The 18461-nt window shown below is 44.5% G+C and carries 16 protein-coding genes and 1 tRNA gene; 2 read left to right on the forward strand and 15 right to left on the reverse strand.

Annotated elements, in window-relative coordinates; genetic code table 11:
• Nucleotides 1–75 precede the first annotated feature (75 nt).
• The 4 genes from FTV30_RS08295 to FTV30_RS08310 form a co-directional block, all read right to left on the reverse strand.
• Nucleotides 76–420 (reverse strand): lysozyme inhibitor LprI family protein, encoded by a 345-nt coding sequence (locus FTV30_RS08295; RefSeq protein ID WP_005095291.1) that lies wholly within the window; start codon nucleotides 418–420, stop codon nucleotides 76–78.
• Nucleotides 421–596: 176 nt separating this feature from the next.
• Nucleotides 597–1187, reverse strand: a complete 591-nt coding sequence (locus tag FTV30_RS08300; protein WP_180001403.1) for an OmpW family protein — start codon at nucleotides 1185–1187, stop codon at nucleotides 597–599.
• 331 nt (nucleotides 1188–1518) lie between these two features.
• Nucleotides 1519–2883 (reverse strand): Na+/H+ antiporter family protein, encoded by a 1365-nt coding sequence (locus tag FTV30_RS08305; protein ID WP_005173021.1) that lies wholly within the window; start codon nucleotides 2881–2883, stop codon nucleotides 1519–1521.
• A gap of 100 nt (nucleotides 2884–2983) precedes the next feature.
• Nucleotides 2984–3859, reverse strand: coding sequence for an alpha/beta fold hydrolase (locus tag FTV30_RS08310; protein WP_180001404.1), 876 nt, complete (start codon nucleotides 3857–3859; stop codon nucleotides 2984–2986).
• A 117-nt stretch (nucleotides 3860–3976) separates the two neighbouring features.
• Here FTV30_RS08310 and FTV30_RS08315 point away from each other — a divergent pair, with 117 nt between their 5' ends.
• Entirely contained in the window at nucleotides 3977–4471 is a 495-nt protein-coding gene (locus FTV30_RS08315) for a DUF4442 domain-containing protein (RefSeq protein WP_205668332.1), read from the forward strand.
• A gap of 57 nt (nucleotides 4472–4528) precedes the next feature.
• Here the strand turns inward: FTV30_RS08315 and FTV30_RS08320 are convergent, their stop codons facing one another.
• From FTV30_RS08320 to rpoB, 3 genes are all read right to left on the reverse strand, one after another.
• Complete coding sequence (locus tag FTV30_RS08320) at nucleotides 4529–4894, reverse strand: hypothetical protein (RefSeq protein ID WP_005095281.1); 366 nt, start codon at nucleotides 4892–4894, stop codon at nucleotides 4529–4531.
• A gap of 211 nt (nucleotides 4895–5105) precedes the next feature.
• A complete protein-coding gene (rpoC, locus tag FTV30_RS08325) occupies nucleotides 5106–9296 on the reverse strand; it encodes a DNA-directed RNA polymerase subunit beta' (RefSeq protein ID WP_005173031.1) in 4191 nt (1396 codons plus the stop codon).
• 175 nt (nucleotides 9297–9471) lie between these two features.
• Entirely contained in the window at nucleotides 9472–13560 is a 4089-nt protein-coding gene (gene rpoB / locus FTV30_RS08330) for a DNA-directed RNA polymerase subunit beta (RefSeq protein WP_100329329.1), read from the reverse strand.
• Here rpoB and FTV30_RS08335 point away from each other — a divergent pair.
• Nucleotides 13554–13805, forward strand: a complete 252-nt coding sequence (locus FTV30_RS08335) for a hypothetical protein (protein WP_034608820.1) — start codon at nucleotides 13554–13556, stop codon at nucleotides 13803–13805. The two genes, rpoB and FTV30_RS08335, sit on opposite strands and share 7 nt — an antisense overlap.
• Before the next feature lie 63 nt (nucleotides 13806–13868).
• On the opposite strand, the gene rplL is transcribed toward FTV30_RS08335, so the two are convergent.
• The 8 genes from rplL to tuf all read right to left on the reverse strand — a co-directional run.
• Nucleotides 13869–14234, reverse strand: coding sequence for a 50S ribosomal protein L7/L12 (gene rplL, locus FTV30_RS08340; protein WP_005095274.1), 366 nt, complete (start codon nucleotides 14232–14234; stop codon nucleotides 13869–13871).
• A gap of 48 nt (nucleotides 14235–14282) precedes the next feature.
• Complete coding sequence (rplJ, locus tag FTV30_RS08345) at nucleotides 14283–14789, reverse strand: 50S ribosomal protein L10 (RefSeq protein ID WP_005095272.1); 507 nt, start codon at nucleotides 14787–14789, stop codon at nucleotides 14283–14285.
• A gap of 300 nt (nucleotides 14790–15089) precedes the next feature.
• Complete coding sequence (rplA, locus tag FTV30_RS08350) at nucleotides 15090–15785, reverse strand: 50S ribosomal protein L1 (protein WP_005095271.1); 696 nt, start codon at nucleotides 15783–15785, stop codon at nucleotides 15090–15092.
• A gap of 3 nt (nucleotides 15786–15788) precedes the next feature.
• Nucleotides 15789–16217, reverse strand: a complete 429-nt coding sequence (rplK, locus tag FTV30_RS08355) for a 50S ribosomal protein L11 (protein ID WP_158310898.1) — start codon at nucleotides 16215–16217, stop codon at nucleotides 15789–15791.
• A 119-nt stretch (nucleotides 16218–16336) separates the two neighbouring features.
• Nucleotides 16337–16870 (reverse strand): transcription termination/antitermination protein NusG, encoded by a 534-nt coding sequence (gene nusG, locus FTV30_RS08360; protein ID WP_004278615.1) that lies wholly within the window; start codon nucleotides 16868–16870, stop codon nucleotides 16337–16339.
• Nucleotides 16871–16877: 7 nt separating this feature from the next.
• A complete protein-coding gene (gene secE, locus FTV30_RS08365) occupies nucleotides 16878–17318 on the reverse strand; it encodes a preprotein translocase subunit SecE (RefSeq protein ID WP_005095267.1) in 441 nt (146 codons plus the stop codon).
• A gap of 74 nt (nucleotides 17319–17392) precedes the next feature.
• Nucleotides 17393–17468, reverse strand: a tRNA-Trp gene (locus FTV30_RS08370).
• Nucleotides 17469–17520: 52 nt separating this feature from the next.
• The coding region (tuf, locus tag FTV30_RS08375; RefSeq protein ID WP_180001405.1) for an elongation factor Tu at nucleotides 17521–18461 on the reverse strand (941 nt) is incomplete at its 5' end.

An 18461-nucleotide genomic window follows, 5' to 3' on the forward strand; every position in this document is an offset into this window, starting at 1 on the left:
GTATATTTTTTCTCAAGATATTTTTGAGCACTTGATCTGGCAGGGTTTTAATCTTTGCCAGACCGACTGTCAGACTTAATAAGGCCCAAGCTTATAAATGCGCTGAAACTGCAAGTCCAGTTGCTGTTGCCGCATATTATAGACTTGGTTCAGGCAAGAGACCGATTCCAGACACTGGTCGCGAAACTGCAACCATTTGACCTGATCGCGCTGAATCACTGAACGCGTGCCCATCGGAACCATACGCCGTAAGATATGATAGCTGGTACTCATTTTGACATCGGCATCATTAAGCAGACGATGTTCACAAATAGCTTTTTCGGTCACGGTTTCAGCTTTCTGACAATCAAAACTTGCGGCATAGGCAGGTGCGACCAATAGGCCGCAGAAGATCACAATACTCTTCATTAAAAATCTCATGCTGATCTTCCTTATTATTCAATTATTAAGTCGTATTCAATTAATATTTACTTTATTCGTTTTAATATATTTGAACATTGCCAATCTGCTCAATTTCAATAGGTTATAAATCGTTGTTATTTTGAAAAAAAAAGCCTCATTCAAGATGAGGCTTTTTTATTAAGCAAGACTAGAATTTAGAACTTGTAGCTATAACCGATCGTGTAAACCCAAGGATCAATATTCAAGTCGAATTTAGTATTATCAGCATCATCTAAAGTCACTTCAGGACTCAAATCTGCATAGCGCACGTCAGCAAATACTCCCCAGTTTTTGGCATCGGCTGGCTGATAATTAAAGCCGACTTGACCTGCCAAACCAAACTCTTCTTTCACGTCTTTAGCCAGACCTTCTTCATCCCAAGCAATAAAAGCTGTGCCACCTACGCCAATATATGGTGTAAAGCTTGTTGCATTTTTAAAGTTATATTTAGCGGTAATTGTGGGTGGCAGATGTTTGATCTTAGCCACCTTACCCACACCTTGAAGAGAAATGTCATGGTTAAACGGGGTAGCCAATAATAATTCTGCCGAGATATTGTCATTAAAGAAGTATTCAACCGAAGGCGTAAAGCCATATTCCTGATCGGCTTCTACGACTAAGCCTGCTGCAATTTCAGTGTCACTTGATGGTGCTAAAGAACTGGCACCAACTTTCACCTGCCATTGACCTGCCATCGCAGATGCAGAAAGACCCATTAATGCAATTAGAGCAGCTTGCTTTAACATTTTAAAATACCCCACAGGAAGAATAATTATTGAGAAAATAAATCTTAATTAATAATAAACACGAGGGAAAATAATATGCAATAAGCATTATAAAACTAATTTTTAATCATTATTTAACATTATGATTTATAAAATAATTTATTTTAAATTGACTAGATTGGTTGGTTTTAAATACCAAGTATATTAATCAGATAAATATGGTTTTATTCAGACTAAAATAATCAGGTTTATATTAATTTTTATTTAAACATATATTTCAAATACATCTTATTATTTATTTTAAATCCAGATAAATCTGCTCCAATAGATATTAGAGCAGATTGAAATTGACTTACAGAACCATGGCTGCAATCCAGCCAAAAATCATCAACGGAATATTGAAGTGAATGAAGGTTGGAACCACACTGTCCTTCATATGGTCATGCTGACCATCCATATTTAAACCCGAAGTTGGGCCTAGAGTTGAATCTGACGCTGGAGAGCCGGCATCGCCTAAAGCCGCCGCAGTCCCGATAATGGCAATGGTCGCAGCCGGACTAAAACCAAACTGGATACACAGCGGAACATAAATAATCGCCAGAATGGGAATGGTCGAGAAAGACGAACCAATGCCCAATGTGATCAGCAAACCAATCAACAGCATCAGAAATGCGGCCAGTGCCTGACTATTACCAATCCAGTTTACTGATGCTTCAACCAAGGTTGGTACCTGATTAGTCGCTTCAATCACCGCGGCAAAGCCTTGTGCCGCAATCATGATAAAGCCAACTAGCGCCATCATGCGCATACCGGTAATGATCACATCATCCGCTTCTTTCCATTTAAAGATCCCGGCACAACTCAGGATTGCGACACCGACCAGACCGGCCAGAATCATCGAGTCTGAATAAAGCTGTACCGCCAATGTGGCAATAACTGCAAGGCCGGCCATCCAGATGGTAAATTTGGCAATCTGCGGTTTAACCTGCTCAGCCACACCCAATTCAGCGGAAATACTTTGCTGTTCCTGGACATGAATATCTTGATATTGACGTGGTTTGCGATAGCTAATAAAGATCGCCACCAATAAGCCCACAAACATACCGAATACTGGAATTGCCATTGCAGATGGAATCTGATCATAGCTAATTTCAAAACCATAAGGCTTACCAAAAGTATTGATGTTATGACCCAGAATGTCATTCAGGAAGATGGCACCAAAACCGACCGGAATCAGCATATAGGTTCCCACCAGACCAAATGTCAGCAAACAGGCAATCAAACGACGGTCGAGCTTTAAATGGTTAAATACAGTCAATAATGGTGGAATCAGGACTGGAATAAAGGCGATATGTACCGGAATCACGTTCTGGGAAAATACCGCAGCAATGGCTACTGTAAAAAAGATCAGATATTTCACCCGGTTTTGTGCTTTAAAATCAGCCTCACCTTTTAAGGTGTTGATCATTTTATACGCCAACAAATCCGGCAAACCTGAACGTGCCAACGCCAAAGCAAATGCACCTAAAATACCGTAAGCCAAGGCAATTTTGGCACCGCCGCCCAAGCCATTGTTAAACGCGTCCAAGGTTCCCTGAAGGCCAAGACCTGCCAGTAAACCACCCGTAACAGCACCAATGACCAGGGCAAAAACCACAGGTACACGTGCCAATGAGAGTCCGAACATGACTCCAATAGCAGCAAGAATTGCGAACATAATGAATCGGAATAGAGAGAAAGCGGCTATTTTATCAGAAAATTCGGATAAAAATTCCGCCACTTTTCCTTTCAGCAGTCATGTTCAGTGCTGAGGCTGATTAAACGACTTCAGCAGATTGACGCTGAATAAAGTGATCAATTAATTGAGCCACTTGTTCTGGCTGGCTCAGAATTGCCCAGTGATTGGCGTCCAGTTCCACTTTAGAGAAATTATCGACCCATTTTGCCATCTCATCGACCAGATCAGGCCCGACAAACTGGTCATATTTCAGCACAATCGCTTGTACCGGACAGATGGCAAAGCGCTGCCGTGGTCGAGCCAAACGCGGTAAAAAATTGGCCCGATACAGGTTTACCCCATACTTGCCATCTTTGACGATTTTCGGGTTCAGCGGCAGATCGTCCCGTCTTTCTAATTGCCGGACAATCTTGGCCCAGCGCTGCGGATTAAAAAAATTCCAGGCCAAGGGGGCTAGTAAAGGCAACTGAAATACCGCGATATACCAGGACTTGCTCATTTGCTTTAAAAATTTTGCTTTGTCTTGATTGAACTGCTCGCGCATCCAGAAAGCAGCATGATCCAGACAAGGGCCAGACAGCGTGCTATAAGACAGAATTCGGCCTTTGAATCTTAAATCTGTGACAGATTCCCAAGACTGAATTGAACCCCAGTCATGCGCTGCCAGATGAAAACCACGATTCGGCAATACCTTGCTCACTACCTCTTCCAGATCCTGACTTAAGCGTGCCAAGCGGTAATCCGAGATTTTTTGAGGAATACTGGACTCACCTGTGCCGCGCACATCGTAGCTCACAACAAAATAATCCTGACTCAAATAAGCAATGACTGGCTCCCAAACCGCTTGATGATCGGGGTAGCCATGAACCAGTACCAATGCCGGCCGTGTGGGCTGTCCATAAGTTTTAACGCAAAGACGCTGCTGATCCGTGGTATCGACCCATTGCATTTCCATGTTTTGATCCTGTTGTTGTTATTGACCGCATAGTTTATAAATCGGAATAATTTATCAATGCCAGCGCATTTTTGTTGCTCTAGTATGCATAACTACACAAGAAAAAAGAATGTCAGCATGAGCCTATTCCAGAAAATTCAAAAACTGCCTTTGGTTTCAAAATTTATTCTGAACCGCTATGCCCCCTATCGTGGTGCAGGCATCGAAATTGATAAAATTGATTTTAATCATTATCACATTCGGGTCAAAATGCCACTGACCCGTAAAAACCAGAATATTGTCGGCGTCCATTTTGGTGGCAGCTTATATTCAATGGTCGATCCATTTTATATGCTCTTACTGATGCATCATTTAGGGCCGAAATATATCGTCTGGGATAAGGGCGCGAGTATCCAGTTTTTAGCACCGGGTCGCGGCACCGTCTTTGCTGATGTGCGCATCTCTGCTGAAGAAGTCAGTACTATTATTGACCTGGCTGCTGACTATGCACCGGTATATCGCCATTACCAGCTCAATATCTATGATGAGGCTGGCGTTCGAATTGCCGAAGTACAAAAAACGGTTTATATCCGGCGCAAACAAAGCAAAGGAAAAATTCAAAAAACTGGATAAGGTAAAAGCGCCACATGGGCGCTTTTAGATCTGAATCGATTTAAAGTCAGTGCAGACTTAACGACGGCGGTTATCCTGTTCGATCGCAGCACCTGCGCCACCACCGATTGCACCACCAATCGCAGCACCAGCATTCCCACCGAATATGCTTTTACCTACAGCTGAGCCTACAGCACCGCCGACACCACTATAGGTCGCATTACGGTTTGAGCCACCTTGGGACTTACTTCCCACGGCTGCGCCTGCACCACCACCGACTGCAGAACCAAGACCACCCCCGACACTATTACCTACACCACCACCGACTGCACCACCTAAGGCGGCAGCACCGATACGCTGCTCATTGGCAGACATACTTTCACAACCTGCCAGCATAAAGGTGGAGAGAGTTGCAACTGCCATCACACCCATTAATTTTTTCATGACTTTGGCCTTCCTTTTCATACTTTAATTTAGCTTATCTTCATTTTATAAAACTAAAACATGGAGCGTGTTACTTCTCTCGGTATTCCTGCTGAGTTTTGTAAGTATCAATGGATTATTCCGCTGTTTAGCCTTTAATTAGCTTTTAATTTTTATGTATTTAAGACAAAAAAGACGCCCGAAGGCGTCTCTTTTTTAGCTTTAACTTGAATTAGAATTCTTCGTTAAATGCTTGACTTAAAGCTTGATCAACATCAGAGAAGTCATTGTGCAGTTCAAATTCTGCAGCTTCTGCTTCTTGACGACGACGCTCGAGATGGTAAGCCAAACCTGTACCCGCTGGGATCAGACGACCTACAACCACGTTTTCTTTCAGACCGCGTAAGTCATCTTCTTTACCTGTTACAGCCGCTTCAGTTAACACACGTGTGGTTTCCTGGAACGATGCAGCAGAGATGAACGAGTCAGTCGAAAGCGACGCTTTGGTAATACCCATCAACAGACGTTCAAACTTCGCAGGGAACTTGTTTTGTGCAAGAACTGCTTGGTTTTCTTGTACAACACGGATGTAATCCACTTGTTCGCCTTTGATGAAGCTGGTATCGCCACCATCAGTGATATCCACTTTACGCAGCATTTGACGTACGATGACTTCAATGTGCTTGTCGTTGATTTTTACACCTTGCAGACGGTATACGTCCTGAACTTCGTTCACGATGTAGTTGGTCAGCGCCACTTCACCTTTCAGACGTAAAATGTCATGCGGGTTCTGTGGGCCGTCAGAAATGGTTTCACCACGGTTCACATGTTCGCCTTCGAACACGTTAATGGTACGCCATTTCGGAATCAGCTCTTCGTAAATCTCAGAGCCATCATCCGGTGTAATCACCAGACGGTTCTTACCTTTGGTTTCTTTACCGAAGCTCACAACACCCGATACTTCTGCAAGGATTGCATGCTCTTTCGGCTTACGTGCTTCGAACAAGTCAGCTACACGCGGTAGACCACCGGTAATATCACGGGTACGTGAAGATTCTTGTGGTACACGACCAATAACGTCACCGACACCAATCGTTTCGCCATCACGGACAGAAAGAATGGTGTTTTGTGGCAAGAAGTAGAACTGTTCAGTGCCTTCAACTGTGTCTAACACTACAGCAGGACGCAAATCTTTACCTGACGCAGGACGTGAAGTCACTGGCAAGATTTCGATGGTTGACATACCTGTTGCATCATCAGTTTTCGAAGTCACGGTCACGCCATCAGCGATCTGGCTGAAACGCACTTTACCTGCAACTTCTGTTACCAATGGATGTGTATGCGGATCCCAAGTCGCCACGATACCGCCTGCTTCTACAGCTTCGCCATCTTTTAGCAAGATAGATGCACCGTAAGGCAGTTTATAGCGCTCGCGCTCACGACCTAAATCATCCGCAATACCGATCTCACCTGAACGTGAAGTCGATACCAAGTGACCTTTGGCATGTTGTACTGTTTTCACGTTGTGGAAACGCACTGTACCCTGGTTACGAACTTGTACGCTGTTTGCAGCAGACGTTCGGCTTGCAGCACCACCCACGTGGAAGGTACGCATAGTTAACTGTGTACCTGGTTCACCAATCGATTGAGCTGCCATGACACCAACAGACTCACCCGGGTTCACCTGATGACCACGCGCCAAGTCACGGCCGTAACATTTCGCACATACACCGAAAGTAGACGCACAGTTTACAACCGAACGTACTTTAATTTCGTCGACACCTTGGCTTTCGATAAACGTTGCCAGTTTCTCGTCAATTAAAGTATTACGTGGAAGCAGAACTTCGTCTGTACCGACACGTTTCACATCTTCAGCAACCACACGACCCAATACTCGTGCACCCAAGTTCTCGATAACATCGCCACCTTGAATGAATGGTGTCATTACTAGACCGTCGAAGGTGCCACAATCTGGCTCGGTAATCACCAAGTCTTGCGCAACGTCTACCAGACGACGCGTCAAGTAACCAGAGTTCGCAGTTTTCAGTGCTGTATCGGCCAAACCTTTACGCGCACCGTGTGTCGAGATGAAGTACTGTAGTACAGTCAAACCTTCACGGAAGTTCGCTTTAATAGGCGTCTCAATGATCGAGCCATCCGGCTTCGCCATCAAACCACGCATACCCGCCAACTGACGAATCTGAGCTGCCGAACCACGGGCACCCGAGTCAGACATCATGTAGATCGAGTTGAATGATTTTTGCTTCTCGTCTTCACCCTGTTTGTTTTTAACAGTCGTGAAAGACAAGTTGTCCATCATCGCTTTAGCAACCTGATCATTGGTACGCGCCCAAATATCGACCACTTTGTTATAACGTTCGCCGGCAGTTACGAAACCTTGTTCGAACTGTTGTTCGATTTCACGAACTTCAGCTTCCGCTTTACCAATAATGACTTGTTTTTGCGGTGGAATAACCATGTCTTCCATACCGACAGATACACCTGAACGCGTCGCCTGACGGAAGCCTAGGTACATCAATTGGTCAGCGAAGATAACAGTATCTTTCAGACCCAATTTACGGTAGCAAGAGTTAATTAACTTAGAGATATTTTTCTTGGTCATCTCAACGTTAATTTGCTGGAAATCCATACCTTCAGGCACAACTTCCCAAAGTAGGCAGCGACCAGGTGTGGTATCTACAATAATGGTTTGATGTTCACGGTTGCCATCTTCATCGATGACAGTCTGGTGTACACGTGCTTTAACGCGAGCGTGTAGATCAACCTGACCTGTTGCCAGTGCACGGTTTACTTCGTGAGTATCCGCGAACACCATGCCCTCACCTTTGGCATTGATTGCATCACGCGTGATGTAATACAAGCCCAAGACAACGTCCTGAGACGGCACGATGATTGGCTCACCGTTCGCTGGAGACAAGATGTTGTTGGTCGACATCATTAACGCACGCGCTTCTAACTGCGCTTCAAGTGTTAATGGTACGTGTACCGCCATTTGGTCACCATCGAAGTCGGCGTTAAACGCAGCACACACGAGCGGGTGTAGACGGATCGCCTTACCTTCAATCAGGATCGGTTCAAATGCTTGAAGACCTAGACGGTGAAGTGTTGGCGCACGGTTCAACATCACTGGATGTTGACGGATCACGTGAGCAAGAACGTCCCAAACTTCTGGCGTCTCGCGCTCAACCATTTTCTTCGCAGCTTTAATGGTGGTTGCTTGACCAGATGCTTGTAGTTTCGCGAAAATGAATGGCTTGAACAGTTCAAGTGCCATTTTCTTCGGAAGACCACATTGGTGCAAACGCAGGTTTGGACCAACGGTAATGACCGAACGACCTGAGTAATCGACACGTTTACCCAATAAGTTCTGACGGAAACGACCTTGCTTACCTTTGATCATATCTGCCAAAGATTTAAGCGGACGCTTGTTTGAACCGGTAATTGCACGACCACGACGACCGTTGTCTAACAATGCATCGACAGACTCTTGCAACATACGTTTTTCGTTACGTACGATGATGTCTGGCGCTGCAAGGTCAAGAAGACGCTTCAAACGGTTGTTACGGTTAATCACACGACGGTAAAGATCGTTCAAGTCAGAAGTCGCGAAACGACCACCTTCAAGTGGTACCAACGGACGAAGGTCTGGTGGCAGAACTGGAAGTACAGTCAACACCATCCATTCTGGCTTGTTGTTCGAATCGTTGAATGCTTCCATCAACTTCAAACGCTTAGAGGCTTTTTTCAGCTTGGTTTCTGAAGTTGTCACAGGAATTTCTTCACGAAGACGCGCAATTTCAGCTTCAAGATCGATGTCTTTCAACAAGTCTTGAACCGCTTCAGCACCCATTTTCGCTGTGAATTCATCACCGTGTTCTTCCAACGCATTGAAGTATTCTTCATCGTTCAGAAGCTGGTATTTCTCAAATGGTGTCATACCAGGATCGGTAACCACATAAGATTCGAAATACAATACGCGTTCGATATCACGTAGCGTCATGTCTAATAATAGACCGATACGGCTCGGCAATGATTTCAAGAACCAGATGTGTGCAACTGGAGAAGCTAGCTCGATGTGACCCATACGTTCACGACGAACTTTCGCAGTTGTTACTTCAACGCCACATTTTTCACAAATGACGCCTTTGTATTTCATACGCTTGTATTTACCACACAAGCATTCGTAATCTTTTACTGGACCAAAGATTTTGGCACAGAATAAACCATCACGTTCAGGTTTGAACGTACGATAGTTAATGGTTTCTGGCTTTTTAACTTCACCGTGAGACCATGACTTAATCATTTCTGGTGACGCAAGACCAATACGGATGCGGTCAAACTCTACTGGAGCATGACCGTCTGAATCCGTCTTTTTGCGCATGATATCGAGCAAGTCTTTCAATTTTTTTCTCCGTGTGTTGTGGAGATTTTCACTCAACAACTGGGTCACAAATATTGTTTTTTAACTGAACTAATCCCCCTTGATCCCCCTTTTTCTAAGGGGGAAAACTCCTCAAAGCAAGAGGAGCAAATCCCCCCCTTTCATAAAGGGGGTTGGGGGGATTAAATGGAACTAATTAGTCACCATTTTTCAGTTCAATGTTGATACCTAAAGAACGGATCTCTTTGGTCAATACGTTGAACGATTCAGGCATACCCGGGTCCATATAATGGTTACCATCTACAATATTCTTGTAGATACGGGTACGGCCTTCAACGTCATCCGATTTCACAGTCAGCATTTCTTGTAGCGTATATGCTGCACCGTAAGCTTCTAGTGCCCAGACTTCCATCTCACCGAAACGCTGACCACCGAATTGTGCTTTACCACCCAGCGGCTGTTGCGTGACTAGAGAATAAGAACCAGTTGAACGCGCATGCATCTTGTCATCAACTAAGTGGTTCAGTTTCAGCATGTACATATAACCTACAGTTACTGGACGGTCGAAACGCTCACCAGTACGACCATCATATAATACTGTCTGACCAGTACTTGATAGACCTGCAAGTTGTAACAATTCTTTGATCTGACCTTCTTCAGCACCATCGAATACAGGTGTTGCCAAAGGCACACCAGCACGCAAGTTACCAGAAAGTTTCAAGATTTCTTCATCAGTCAAGCTGTCAAGATCTTCTTGCTCGCCACCAACTTTGTTATAAATCTTGTCCAGGAAATCACGAAGCTCAAGTACAGTACGTTGCTCTTTCATCATCTTGTCGATTTGATCGCCAAGACCTTTGGCAGCCATACCTAAGTGAGTTTCAAGAATCTGACCCACGTTCATACGCGATGGTACGCCCAGCGGGTTCAGTACGATATCAACAGGTACACCGTTGGCATCGTGTGGCATGTCTTCTACCGGCAAGATGTTTGATACAACACCCTTGTTACCGTGACGACCGGCCATCTTATCACCCGGCTGGATGCGACGTTTTACCGCAAGATAAACTTTAACTACTTTCAATACGCCAGTGGTCAGCTCATCGCCTGTAGAAAGTTTGCGTTTTTTCTCAGCAAATTTCTCGTCAATTTCGAAGCTCTTCTCTTTCAAGAACACTTGAATTTGCGTTAGACGTTCAGCGATTGCTTCATCAACCGGTTGAATTTCAAGAAGATCAACAAGCTCTAAACCAGACAACACGTCTTCAGACAGTTTGTCGCCACGTTTAGTGGTACCGCCACCATTCGACTCTTGACCGTTCAACAAACGAATTACACGTTCACGTGCTGCTTCTTCAAAGATCTTGAACTCTTCTTTCAAGTCTTTACGGTAAGCATCAAGCTGAGCTTTTTCAATTGCTTGAGCACGTTCGTCTTTTTCAAGACCATCACGTGTAAACACTTGAACATCAATCACAGTACCTTTGGTACCAGATGGAACGCGTAAAGATGAATCTTTAACGTCAGCTGCTTTTTCACCAAAAATTGCACGAAGCAATTTTTCTTCCGGCGTTAGCTGCGTTTCACCTTTAGGCGTCACTTTACCAACAAGAATATCACCTGCTGTTACTTCAGCACCGATGTAAACAATACCTGATTCATCAAGTTTAGAAAGCGCTGCTTCACCCACATTCGGGATATCGGCCGTGATTTCTTCAGCACCAAGCTTAGTATCACGTGCGACACATGACAATTCCTGGATATGAATCGAGGTTAAACGGTCTTCTTGAAGTACACGCTCTGAAAGTAAGATCGAGTCTTCGTAGTTGTAACCGTTCCAGGTCATGAATGCGACGCGCATGTTTTGACCAAGCGCTAGCTCACCGCCATCAGTCGATGGACCATCGGCCAATACATCACCACGACCCACTTTATCGCCCAGGTTCACCAGAACTTTCTGGTTGATACAGGTGTTTTGGTTTGAACGGGTGTATTTGATCAGGTTATAGATATCTACACCTGCCTCACCTGCGATCATCTCTTCTTCGTTCACACGAATCACGACACGAGATGCATCAACAAACTCAATACGACCACCACGCTGAGCGATCACACACACACCAGAGTCATGTGCTACGTTCGCTTCCATACCCGTACCTACGAGTGGTTTGTCAGCGATTAACGTAGGAACAGCCTGACGTTGCATGTTTGAACCCATCAATGCACGGTTGGCATCATCGTGTTCAAGGAACGGAATCAGTGACGCAGCCACAGATACAACCTGCTGAGCAGATACATCCATATGCGTTACTTTTTCCGGCGGCATGCGTACGAAGTCACCTTGGTGACGTACAGATACAACTTCTTCTAATAAATTACCATCAGCATCTACTGCAGAATCGGCCTGTGCAATCACAGTACCCACTTCTTCAATCGCAGACAGGTATTCAATGTCCATGGTTACACGGCCATCAACTACTTTACGGTAAGGCGTTTCCAGGAAACCGAAGTTGTTCGCTTTAGCATATACAGAAAGCGAGTTGATCAAACCAATGTTTGGACCTTCCGGCGTTTCAATTGGACATACACGACCGTAATGCGTTTGATGTACGTCACGTACTTCAAAGCCCGCACGTTCACGCGTCAAACCACCGGGACCAAGTGCTGATACACGACGCTTGTGCGTGATTTCAGACAACGGGTTGTTTTGATCCATGAACTGAGACAACTGGCTTGAACCAAAGAATTCTTTGATTGCAGCAGCAACAGGCTTCGCATTGATTAGATCTTGCGGAGACAGGTTGTCTGTTTCAGCTTGAGATAAACGTTCTTTAACAGCACGTTCTACACGAACCAGACCGACACGGAATTGGTTTTCTGTCATTTCGCCCACAGAACGAACACGACGGTTACCCAAGTGATCGATATCGTCGACTTCACCTTTACCGTTACGGATTTCAACTAATGTTTTCAATACATCAGTGATATCTTCGTTCGAGAGAATACCTTCAACTTCACGCGACTTCTGGTCTGTACCCACTTCGTAAGGACGACCCAAACGACGGTTGAACTTCATACGACCGACTGGAGACAAGTCATAACGCTCAGAAGAGAAGAACAGGTTATTGAACAGGTTCTCAGCTGCTTCTTTGGTTGGTGGCTCGCCCGGACGCATGACTTTGTAGATTTCTACTAATGCTTCTTCACGAGTGGTCGTAGTATCTGCACGTAGAGAATCTGCAACGAATGAACCACGGTCGATATCATTGGTGAACAGAACATTAAACTGCTTCACGCCGCCTTCTGCAATTTTCACCATGACTTCATGGCTCAATACGGTATTTGCAGCAATCACGTCGCCATCTTTTAATGCGATGTCTTCAGCCGTGATACGCTCATACAAATACTCATCAGGCACTGCAAGTTTTTCAAGACCTGAAGCTTCCATCTGACGTACATGACGCGCGTTAATACGTTTACCTTGCTCAACGATTGCCTTGCCATCTTTATCCAAGATGTCAAATTGTGCCATTTCGCCACGCAGACGTTCCGGCACCAAGTCAATTTGATAGCTACCCATGTCAAGATACACAGGGACTTTCTCGTAGAACATGTTGAGAATGTTTTCGCTGCTATAACCCAGCGCACGCAGCACCACAGTCGCAAGTAATTTACGACGACGGTCAATACGTACATAGACCAGGTCTTTGGCATCGAATTCAAAATCTAACCATGAACCACGGTAAGGAATGATACGCGCTGAATAAAGGACTTTACCACTTGAGTGAGTCTTACCTTTATCGTGGTCAAAGAATACGCCTGGTGAACGGTGTAATTGAGATACGATTACACGCTCGGTACCATTAATTACAAAGGTACCGTTATCCGTCATCAATGGCATCTCGCCCATATAGACTTCTTGTTCACGTACGTCTTTAATTGACTTCGTTTCACGATCTTTCAGGATCAAACGAATTTTTACACGCATTGGTGCTGCATAAGTTGAGCCACGAAGAATACATTCGCGTACATCAAACTCAGGCTTACCAAGACTATACTCAACAAATTCTAAAGCAGCATTGCCAGAATAACTTTCTATAGGAAAAACTGAACGAAATGCGGCTTGGAGACCGATATCTTCGCGGTTTTTTGGTGATTTGCCATCTTGTAAGAACGTTCTGTACGAGTCGACTTGAATCGCGAGCAGGTACGGAGCATCCATAACGCTAGGCAATTTACCAAAATTCTTACGGATCCGTTTCTTTTCGGTATATGAGTATGCCATCTGGAGTCCTCGGAAAGTGTAAACCAAGCCCGCCTGCAGAACGGGCTCAGAAGGAATTACGCTGGCCGATATGGCCACCACTCTTTACAAATGCTGCAATTTTTAGTGGTATTAAAACGCTTATCAATATTTTTTTACTGAAAAATATTGGTAAACGTTTGTTCATTATGTTTATTTTTAATTTGTATGATTTTTATATCATGCAAACAAAAATCGAGCCGATTATTGTAACGCAAAAAGGCTGATGACCCAAGAGCCATCAGCCAATTTTTGGAGCTGATTATAAAAAAACCGGCTCCCTTAAGCTATTACTTAAGAGTAACTGTAGCACCAGCTTCTTCAAGTTTCTTCTTAAGTTCTTCGCCTTCTTCTTTAGAAACGCCTTCTTTAAGAACTGTAGGAGCGCTTTCAACCATGTCTTTAGCTTCTTTCAAGCCAAGGCCAGTTGCTTCACGAACTGCTTTAATTACAGCAACTTTGTTTGCGCCAAAAGAAGTCAATTCAACATTGAATTCAGATTGCTCTTCAGCAGCAGCAGCAGCAGGACCAGCAGCAACAGCTACAGCAGCAGCAGAAACGTTGAATTTCTCTTCGAAAGCAGAAATAAGTTCAACAAGTTCAAGAACAGTTTTTTCAGCAACTGCGTTTAGGATTTCTTCGTTTGTTAAAGCCATGAGATTAACTCCAAATGGGTATTGAATGATGTGTGTGTAAGTTTGAGCTTAAGCAGCTTCTGACTCGTTTTTCTCTTGAAGCGCTGTAAGTAAGCGGCCCAATTTCGAAATAGGAGCTTGAAGAACGTTTGCAAGCATAGTAAGCGCTTTTTCTTGGTTCGGAAGATTCGCGATAACGCTAACTTCTTCGCCTTGATAAAGTTTGCCATCAAATGCAGCAGCTTTAAGTTCAAATGCTTTATTAGTTTTAGCGAATTCTTCGAACAAACGTGCAGCAGCACCCATGTCGTCTTCAGAAGTCGAGAAAGCTAAGATTGTTGGGCCAACAAGGTTGTCGTTCAAGATATTGAATTGAGTATCTTGAAGAGCGCGTTTAGCCAAAGTGTTACGCACGATACGTGTGTGAACACCTAGTTTACGAGCTTCAACGCGAAGAGCAGTTAATTGCTCAACAGTTAAACCTTGATAGTCAGCAACAACAGCAGCAAATGCAGTAGAAGCAACTTCAGTTACTTCAGCTACGATCTGTTTTTTGCCTTCGATAAGAAGAGCCATTGTAAAACCTCCTAACGGTGATTTATGTACTTACGCGAAGTACACTCCCAATTCGTTAATCCATCACTGGACTAACACGCGGAGGATGAACAAATCACACCACCGCGTCTACGCAGGCTGGACGATTAAGAGCGAAGCATAAAACTCCCCTCGCCCGCGGTCTTTGACGCTGATAAATTTTCATTTATCAATTCAAAGTTTGCCTAAGTTTGCAAAATACGACGGAGCGTTTCTTGCGTAAGTTTTAAAGCAGTGCTTTAAAACTTACTCAGGGCTTTAAAATTCTGTATAAGTCGAGACTTATTTAGAAACGTTTGCTACATCAACGATCAAACCAGGACCCATAGTTGAGCTCAAAGTGATCTTTTGAATGTATACGCCTTTAGAAGTCGCAGGCTTTAAACGTTTCAAGTCAGCAACGAGTGCTTCAACGTTTGAACGAACAGCTTCAGCAGTGAAACCTACCTGACCGATCGCAGCGTGGATAATACCCGCTTTGTCTACGCGGTAACGTGCTTGACCAGCTTTTGCATTTTTAACTGCAGTTGCTACGTCAGGAGTTACCGTACCCACTTTAGGGTTTGGCATTAAGCCACGTGGACCAAGGATCGTACCAAGTTTACCTACAACGCGCATTGCATCTGGAGCAGCAATTACAACGTCAAAGTCAAGGTTACCCGCTTGGATGCTTTCAGCAAGATCATCGAAACCAACAACGTCTGCGCCTTCAGCTTTAGCAGCTTCAGCAGCAGCGCCTTGAGCGAATACAGCTACACGTACAGTTTTACCCGTACCTGCAGGAAGTGTAGTCGCGCCACGAACAACTTGGTCAGATTTACGAGGATCAACACCTAGGTTTACCGCGATATCCAAAGATTCTTTGAATTTAGGAGCTGGAAGGCTCTCTAAAACTGCAACAGCTTCTTCTAGCGTGTAAACTTTGTGCGCTTCTACAGCAGCTACGATCGCTTTTTGACGTTTAGTTAATTTAGCCATGTCTTAAAGCTCCACTTCCAAGCCCATAGAACGCGCAGAACCAGCAATGGTACGTACACGTGCGTCTAAATCAGCACCAGTCAAATCTGGTTCTTTAGTAGTCGCGATTTCTTCGATTTGAGCACGAGTCAACTTACCAACTTTAGTTTTGTTAGGTACAGCTGAACCCTTCTGGATACCAGCAGCTTTCTTAAGAAGAATAGCAGCAGGTGGAGTTTTCATGATGAATGTGAACGACTTGTCGTTGTACACAGTGATCACGACTGGAATTGGTAGACCAGCTTCAACTTTTTGTGTCGCAGCATTGAATTCTTTACAGAATGCCATGATGTTCACACCACGTTGACCTAGTGCAGGACCAATCGGTGGAGATGGATTCGCTTTACCAGCTGGAACTTGCAGCTTGATATAGCCGTCAATCTTCTTAGCCATTTCAAATTACCTCTGGGTGCAAACGCCGGTGAAGGCTCCCCAATGATTTCAAGTAACGATACCGTTACAACAACAATGCCTGATTTGCACGCAAATCAGGCGTTTTCAACCCAAACCAATTAAACTGATTTTTCGACTTGACGAAATTCCAGTTCAACTTGAGTTGGACGGTTAAATACATTAATGGTCAACGTCAAACGTGACTTTTCGTACTGAACTTCTTCCACCACACCTTTAAAGTCTGTGAATGGACCGTCAACTACGAGTAATTCTTCGCCTGGTTCAAACATCGTCTTAGGACGAGGTGCTTCACCAGTATTGCGTACACGCGCAAGAATCGCATCGGCTTCTTTTTGCGTAATTGGCGCCGGTTTTTCAGCCGTACCACCAATAAAGCCTAAAACTTTCGGACATTCTTTAACAATGTGCCAAGTGTCGTCATTCATTTCCATTTCGACTAGAACATAGCCAGGAAAGAACTTGCGCTCTGATTTACGTTTCTTGCCATCCTTCATTTCTACCACTTCTTCGGTAGGAACCAGGACTTCACCAAAGCTATCGGCAACAGCGCTACGCTGGATTCGATCATTAAGCGAACGCATTACTTGTTTTTCATAACCTGAATAGGCATGAATAATGTACCAACGTTTCATAGCTCTCTTACCCGATAATAAACTTGATTAACCAGCCTAAAATATAATCGAAACACCATAAAACAATGGAGGTAATTACGACTACAACAAGAACTTGCCAAGATGTGGACACAGTCTCTTGCTTGGTAGGCCAGGTCACTCGACGGAGCTCGATTCGTGCATCTTTCAGCAGACGAATAAAGCCTTTGCCTTGATGGGTGGCGTATAATAAACCGAATGCTGCAACGATACAAGCCAAAATCACCCCAACACGCACCCAAATATCATTCGCAGGGGCCCAGTATGCTGGTAAATATTGGTTTACCATCATTGCACCAACCAATAAAATCAAGGCGATAACCCATAGAACCATGTCTAATGGAGAACCAGAACTTACATCTACTGCAGGATTATTTCTTTGAGGAATTGCCGCTTCGCCTAATGCGTCGCGTGATTTTTCATTCGACATTTTTGTACTCGTCGTAGGTTTCGCGACTTATTATATGACCAATTTTGCCGACATCAAGCGTCTTTTTCAAAACTTGGCAGGTCAGGAGGGACTCGAACCCCCAACATTCGGTTTTGGAGACCGACGCTCTACCAATTGAACTACTGACCTGCAAAATAACAAGTTGGAGCCTAAACCCCAACCCGTTTATCTTATTCTATGATTATGCAGTTACTTTAGCAACTACACCAGCACCCACTGTACGACCGCCTTCACGGATCGCAAAACGTAGACCTGGGTCCATTGCGATTGGGTGGATTAGCTCTACTGACATCTCAACGTTGTCACCAGGCATAACCATTTCCACGCCTTCTTTAAGCGCGATCGCACCAGTTACGTCCGTAGTACGGAAGTAGAACTGTGGACGGTAACCGTTAAGGAATGGAGTGTGACGACCACCTTCTTCTTTAGAAAGTACGTATACTTCCGCATCGAATTTAGTATGTGGCTTGATCGCACCTGGTTTAGTCAATACTTGACCACGTTGTACGTCTTCACGCTTAGTACCACGTAGAAGAACACCACAGTTCTCGCCTGCACGACCTTCGTCAAGCAATTTACGGAACATTTCAACGCCAGTAACTGTAGTTACTTGAGTATCACGGATACCAACGATTTCAACTGATTCGCCTACTTTAACAATACCAGTCTCTACACGGCCAGTTACTACTGTACCACGACCAGAGATTGAGAATACGTCTTCAATTGGCATAAGGAATGGAAGGTCGATTGCACGTTCTGGCTCTGGAATGTAAGAGTCAAGTGCTTCAACCAGTGCAACAACAGCGTCTTCGCCATACTGACCAGCTTCACCGTTAAGTGCAGCAAGTGCAGAACCGCGGATTACTGGAGTGTCATCGCCCGGGAAGTCATAAGTAGAAAGAAGTTCACGAACTTCCATTTCAACCAGCTCAAGAAGCTCTTCGTCGTCTACAAGGTCGCATTTATTCAAGAATACAACGATGTAAGGTACACCTACCTGACGAGAAAGCAGGATGTGTTCACGAGTCTGTGGCATAGGACCATCAGTCGCAGCACATACAAGGATCGCGCCGTCCATCTGAGCAGCACCAGTAATCATGTTTTTAACATAATCGGCGTGGC

This window comes from Acinetobacter sp. YH12255 (assembly GCF_013417355.1).
Classification (GTDB): Bacteria; Pseudomonadota; Gammaproteobacteria; order Pseudomonadales; family Moraxellaceae; genus Acinetobacter; species Acinetobacter pseudolwoffii.

What these genes read in the sequence shown, in the direction of transcription:
- FTV30_RS08295 (WP_005095291.1), bottom strand. Translation starts at nt 420, where the DNA reads ATGAGATTTTTAATGAAGAGTATTGTGATCTTCTGCGGCCTATTGGTC.
- FTV30_RS08300 (WP_180001403.1), bottom strand. Translation starts at nt 1,187, where the DNA reads ATGTTAAAGCAAGCTGCTCTAATTGCATTAATGGGTCTTTCTGCATCT.
- FTV30_RS08305 (WP_005173021.1), bottom strand. Translation starts at nt 2,883, where the DNA reads ATGTTCGCAATTCTTGCTGCTATTGGAGTCATGTTCGGACTCTCATTG.
- FTV30_RS08310 (WP_180001404.1), bottom strand. Translation starts at nt 3,859, where the DNA reads ATGGAAATGCAATGGGTCGATACCACGGATCAGCAGCGTCTTTGCGTT.
- FTV30_RS08315 (WP_205668332.1), top strand. Translation starts at nt 3,977, where the DNA reads ATGAGCCTATTCCAGAAAATTCAAAAACTGCCTTTGGTTTCAAAATTT.
- FTV30_RS08320 (WP_005095281.1), bottom strand. Translation starts at nt 4,894, where the DNA reads ATGAAAAAATTAATGGGTGTGATGGCAGTTGCAACTCTCTCCACCTTT.
- FTV30_RS08335 (WP_034608820.1), top strand. Translation starts at nt 13,554, where the DNA reads ATGCCATCTGGAGTCCTCGGAAAGTGTAAACCAAGCCCGCCTGCAGAA.
- rpoB (WP_100329329.1), bottom strand. Translation starts at nt 13,560, where the DNA reads ATGGCATACTCATATACCGAAAAGAAACGGATCCGTAAGAATTTTGGT.
- rplL (WP_005095274.1), bottom strand. Translation starts at nt 14,234, where the DNA reads ATGGCTTTAACAAACGAAGAAATCCTAAACGCAGTTGCTGAAAAAACT.
- rplJ (WP_005095272.1), bottom strand. Translation starts at nt 14,789, where the DNA reads ATGGCTCTTCTTATCGAAGGCAAAAAACAGATCGTAGCTGAAGTAACT.
- rplA (WP_005095271.1), bottom strand. Translation starts at nt 15,785, where the DNA reads ATGGCTAAATTAACTAAACGTCAAAAAGCGATCGTAGCTGCTGTAGAA.
- rplK (WP_158310898.1), bottom strand. Translation starts at nt 16,217, where the DNA reads ATGGCTAAGAAGATTGACGGCTATATCAAGCTGCAAGTTCCAGCTGGT.
- nusG (WP_004278615.1), bottom strand. Translation starts at nt 16,870, where the DNA reads ATGAAACGTTGGTACATTATTCATGCCTATTCAGGTTATGAAAAACAA.
- secE (WP_005095267.1), bottom strand. Translation starts at nt 17,318, where the DNA reads ATGTCGAATGAAAAATCACGCGACGCATTAGGCGAAGCGGCAATTCCT.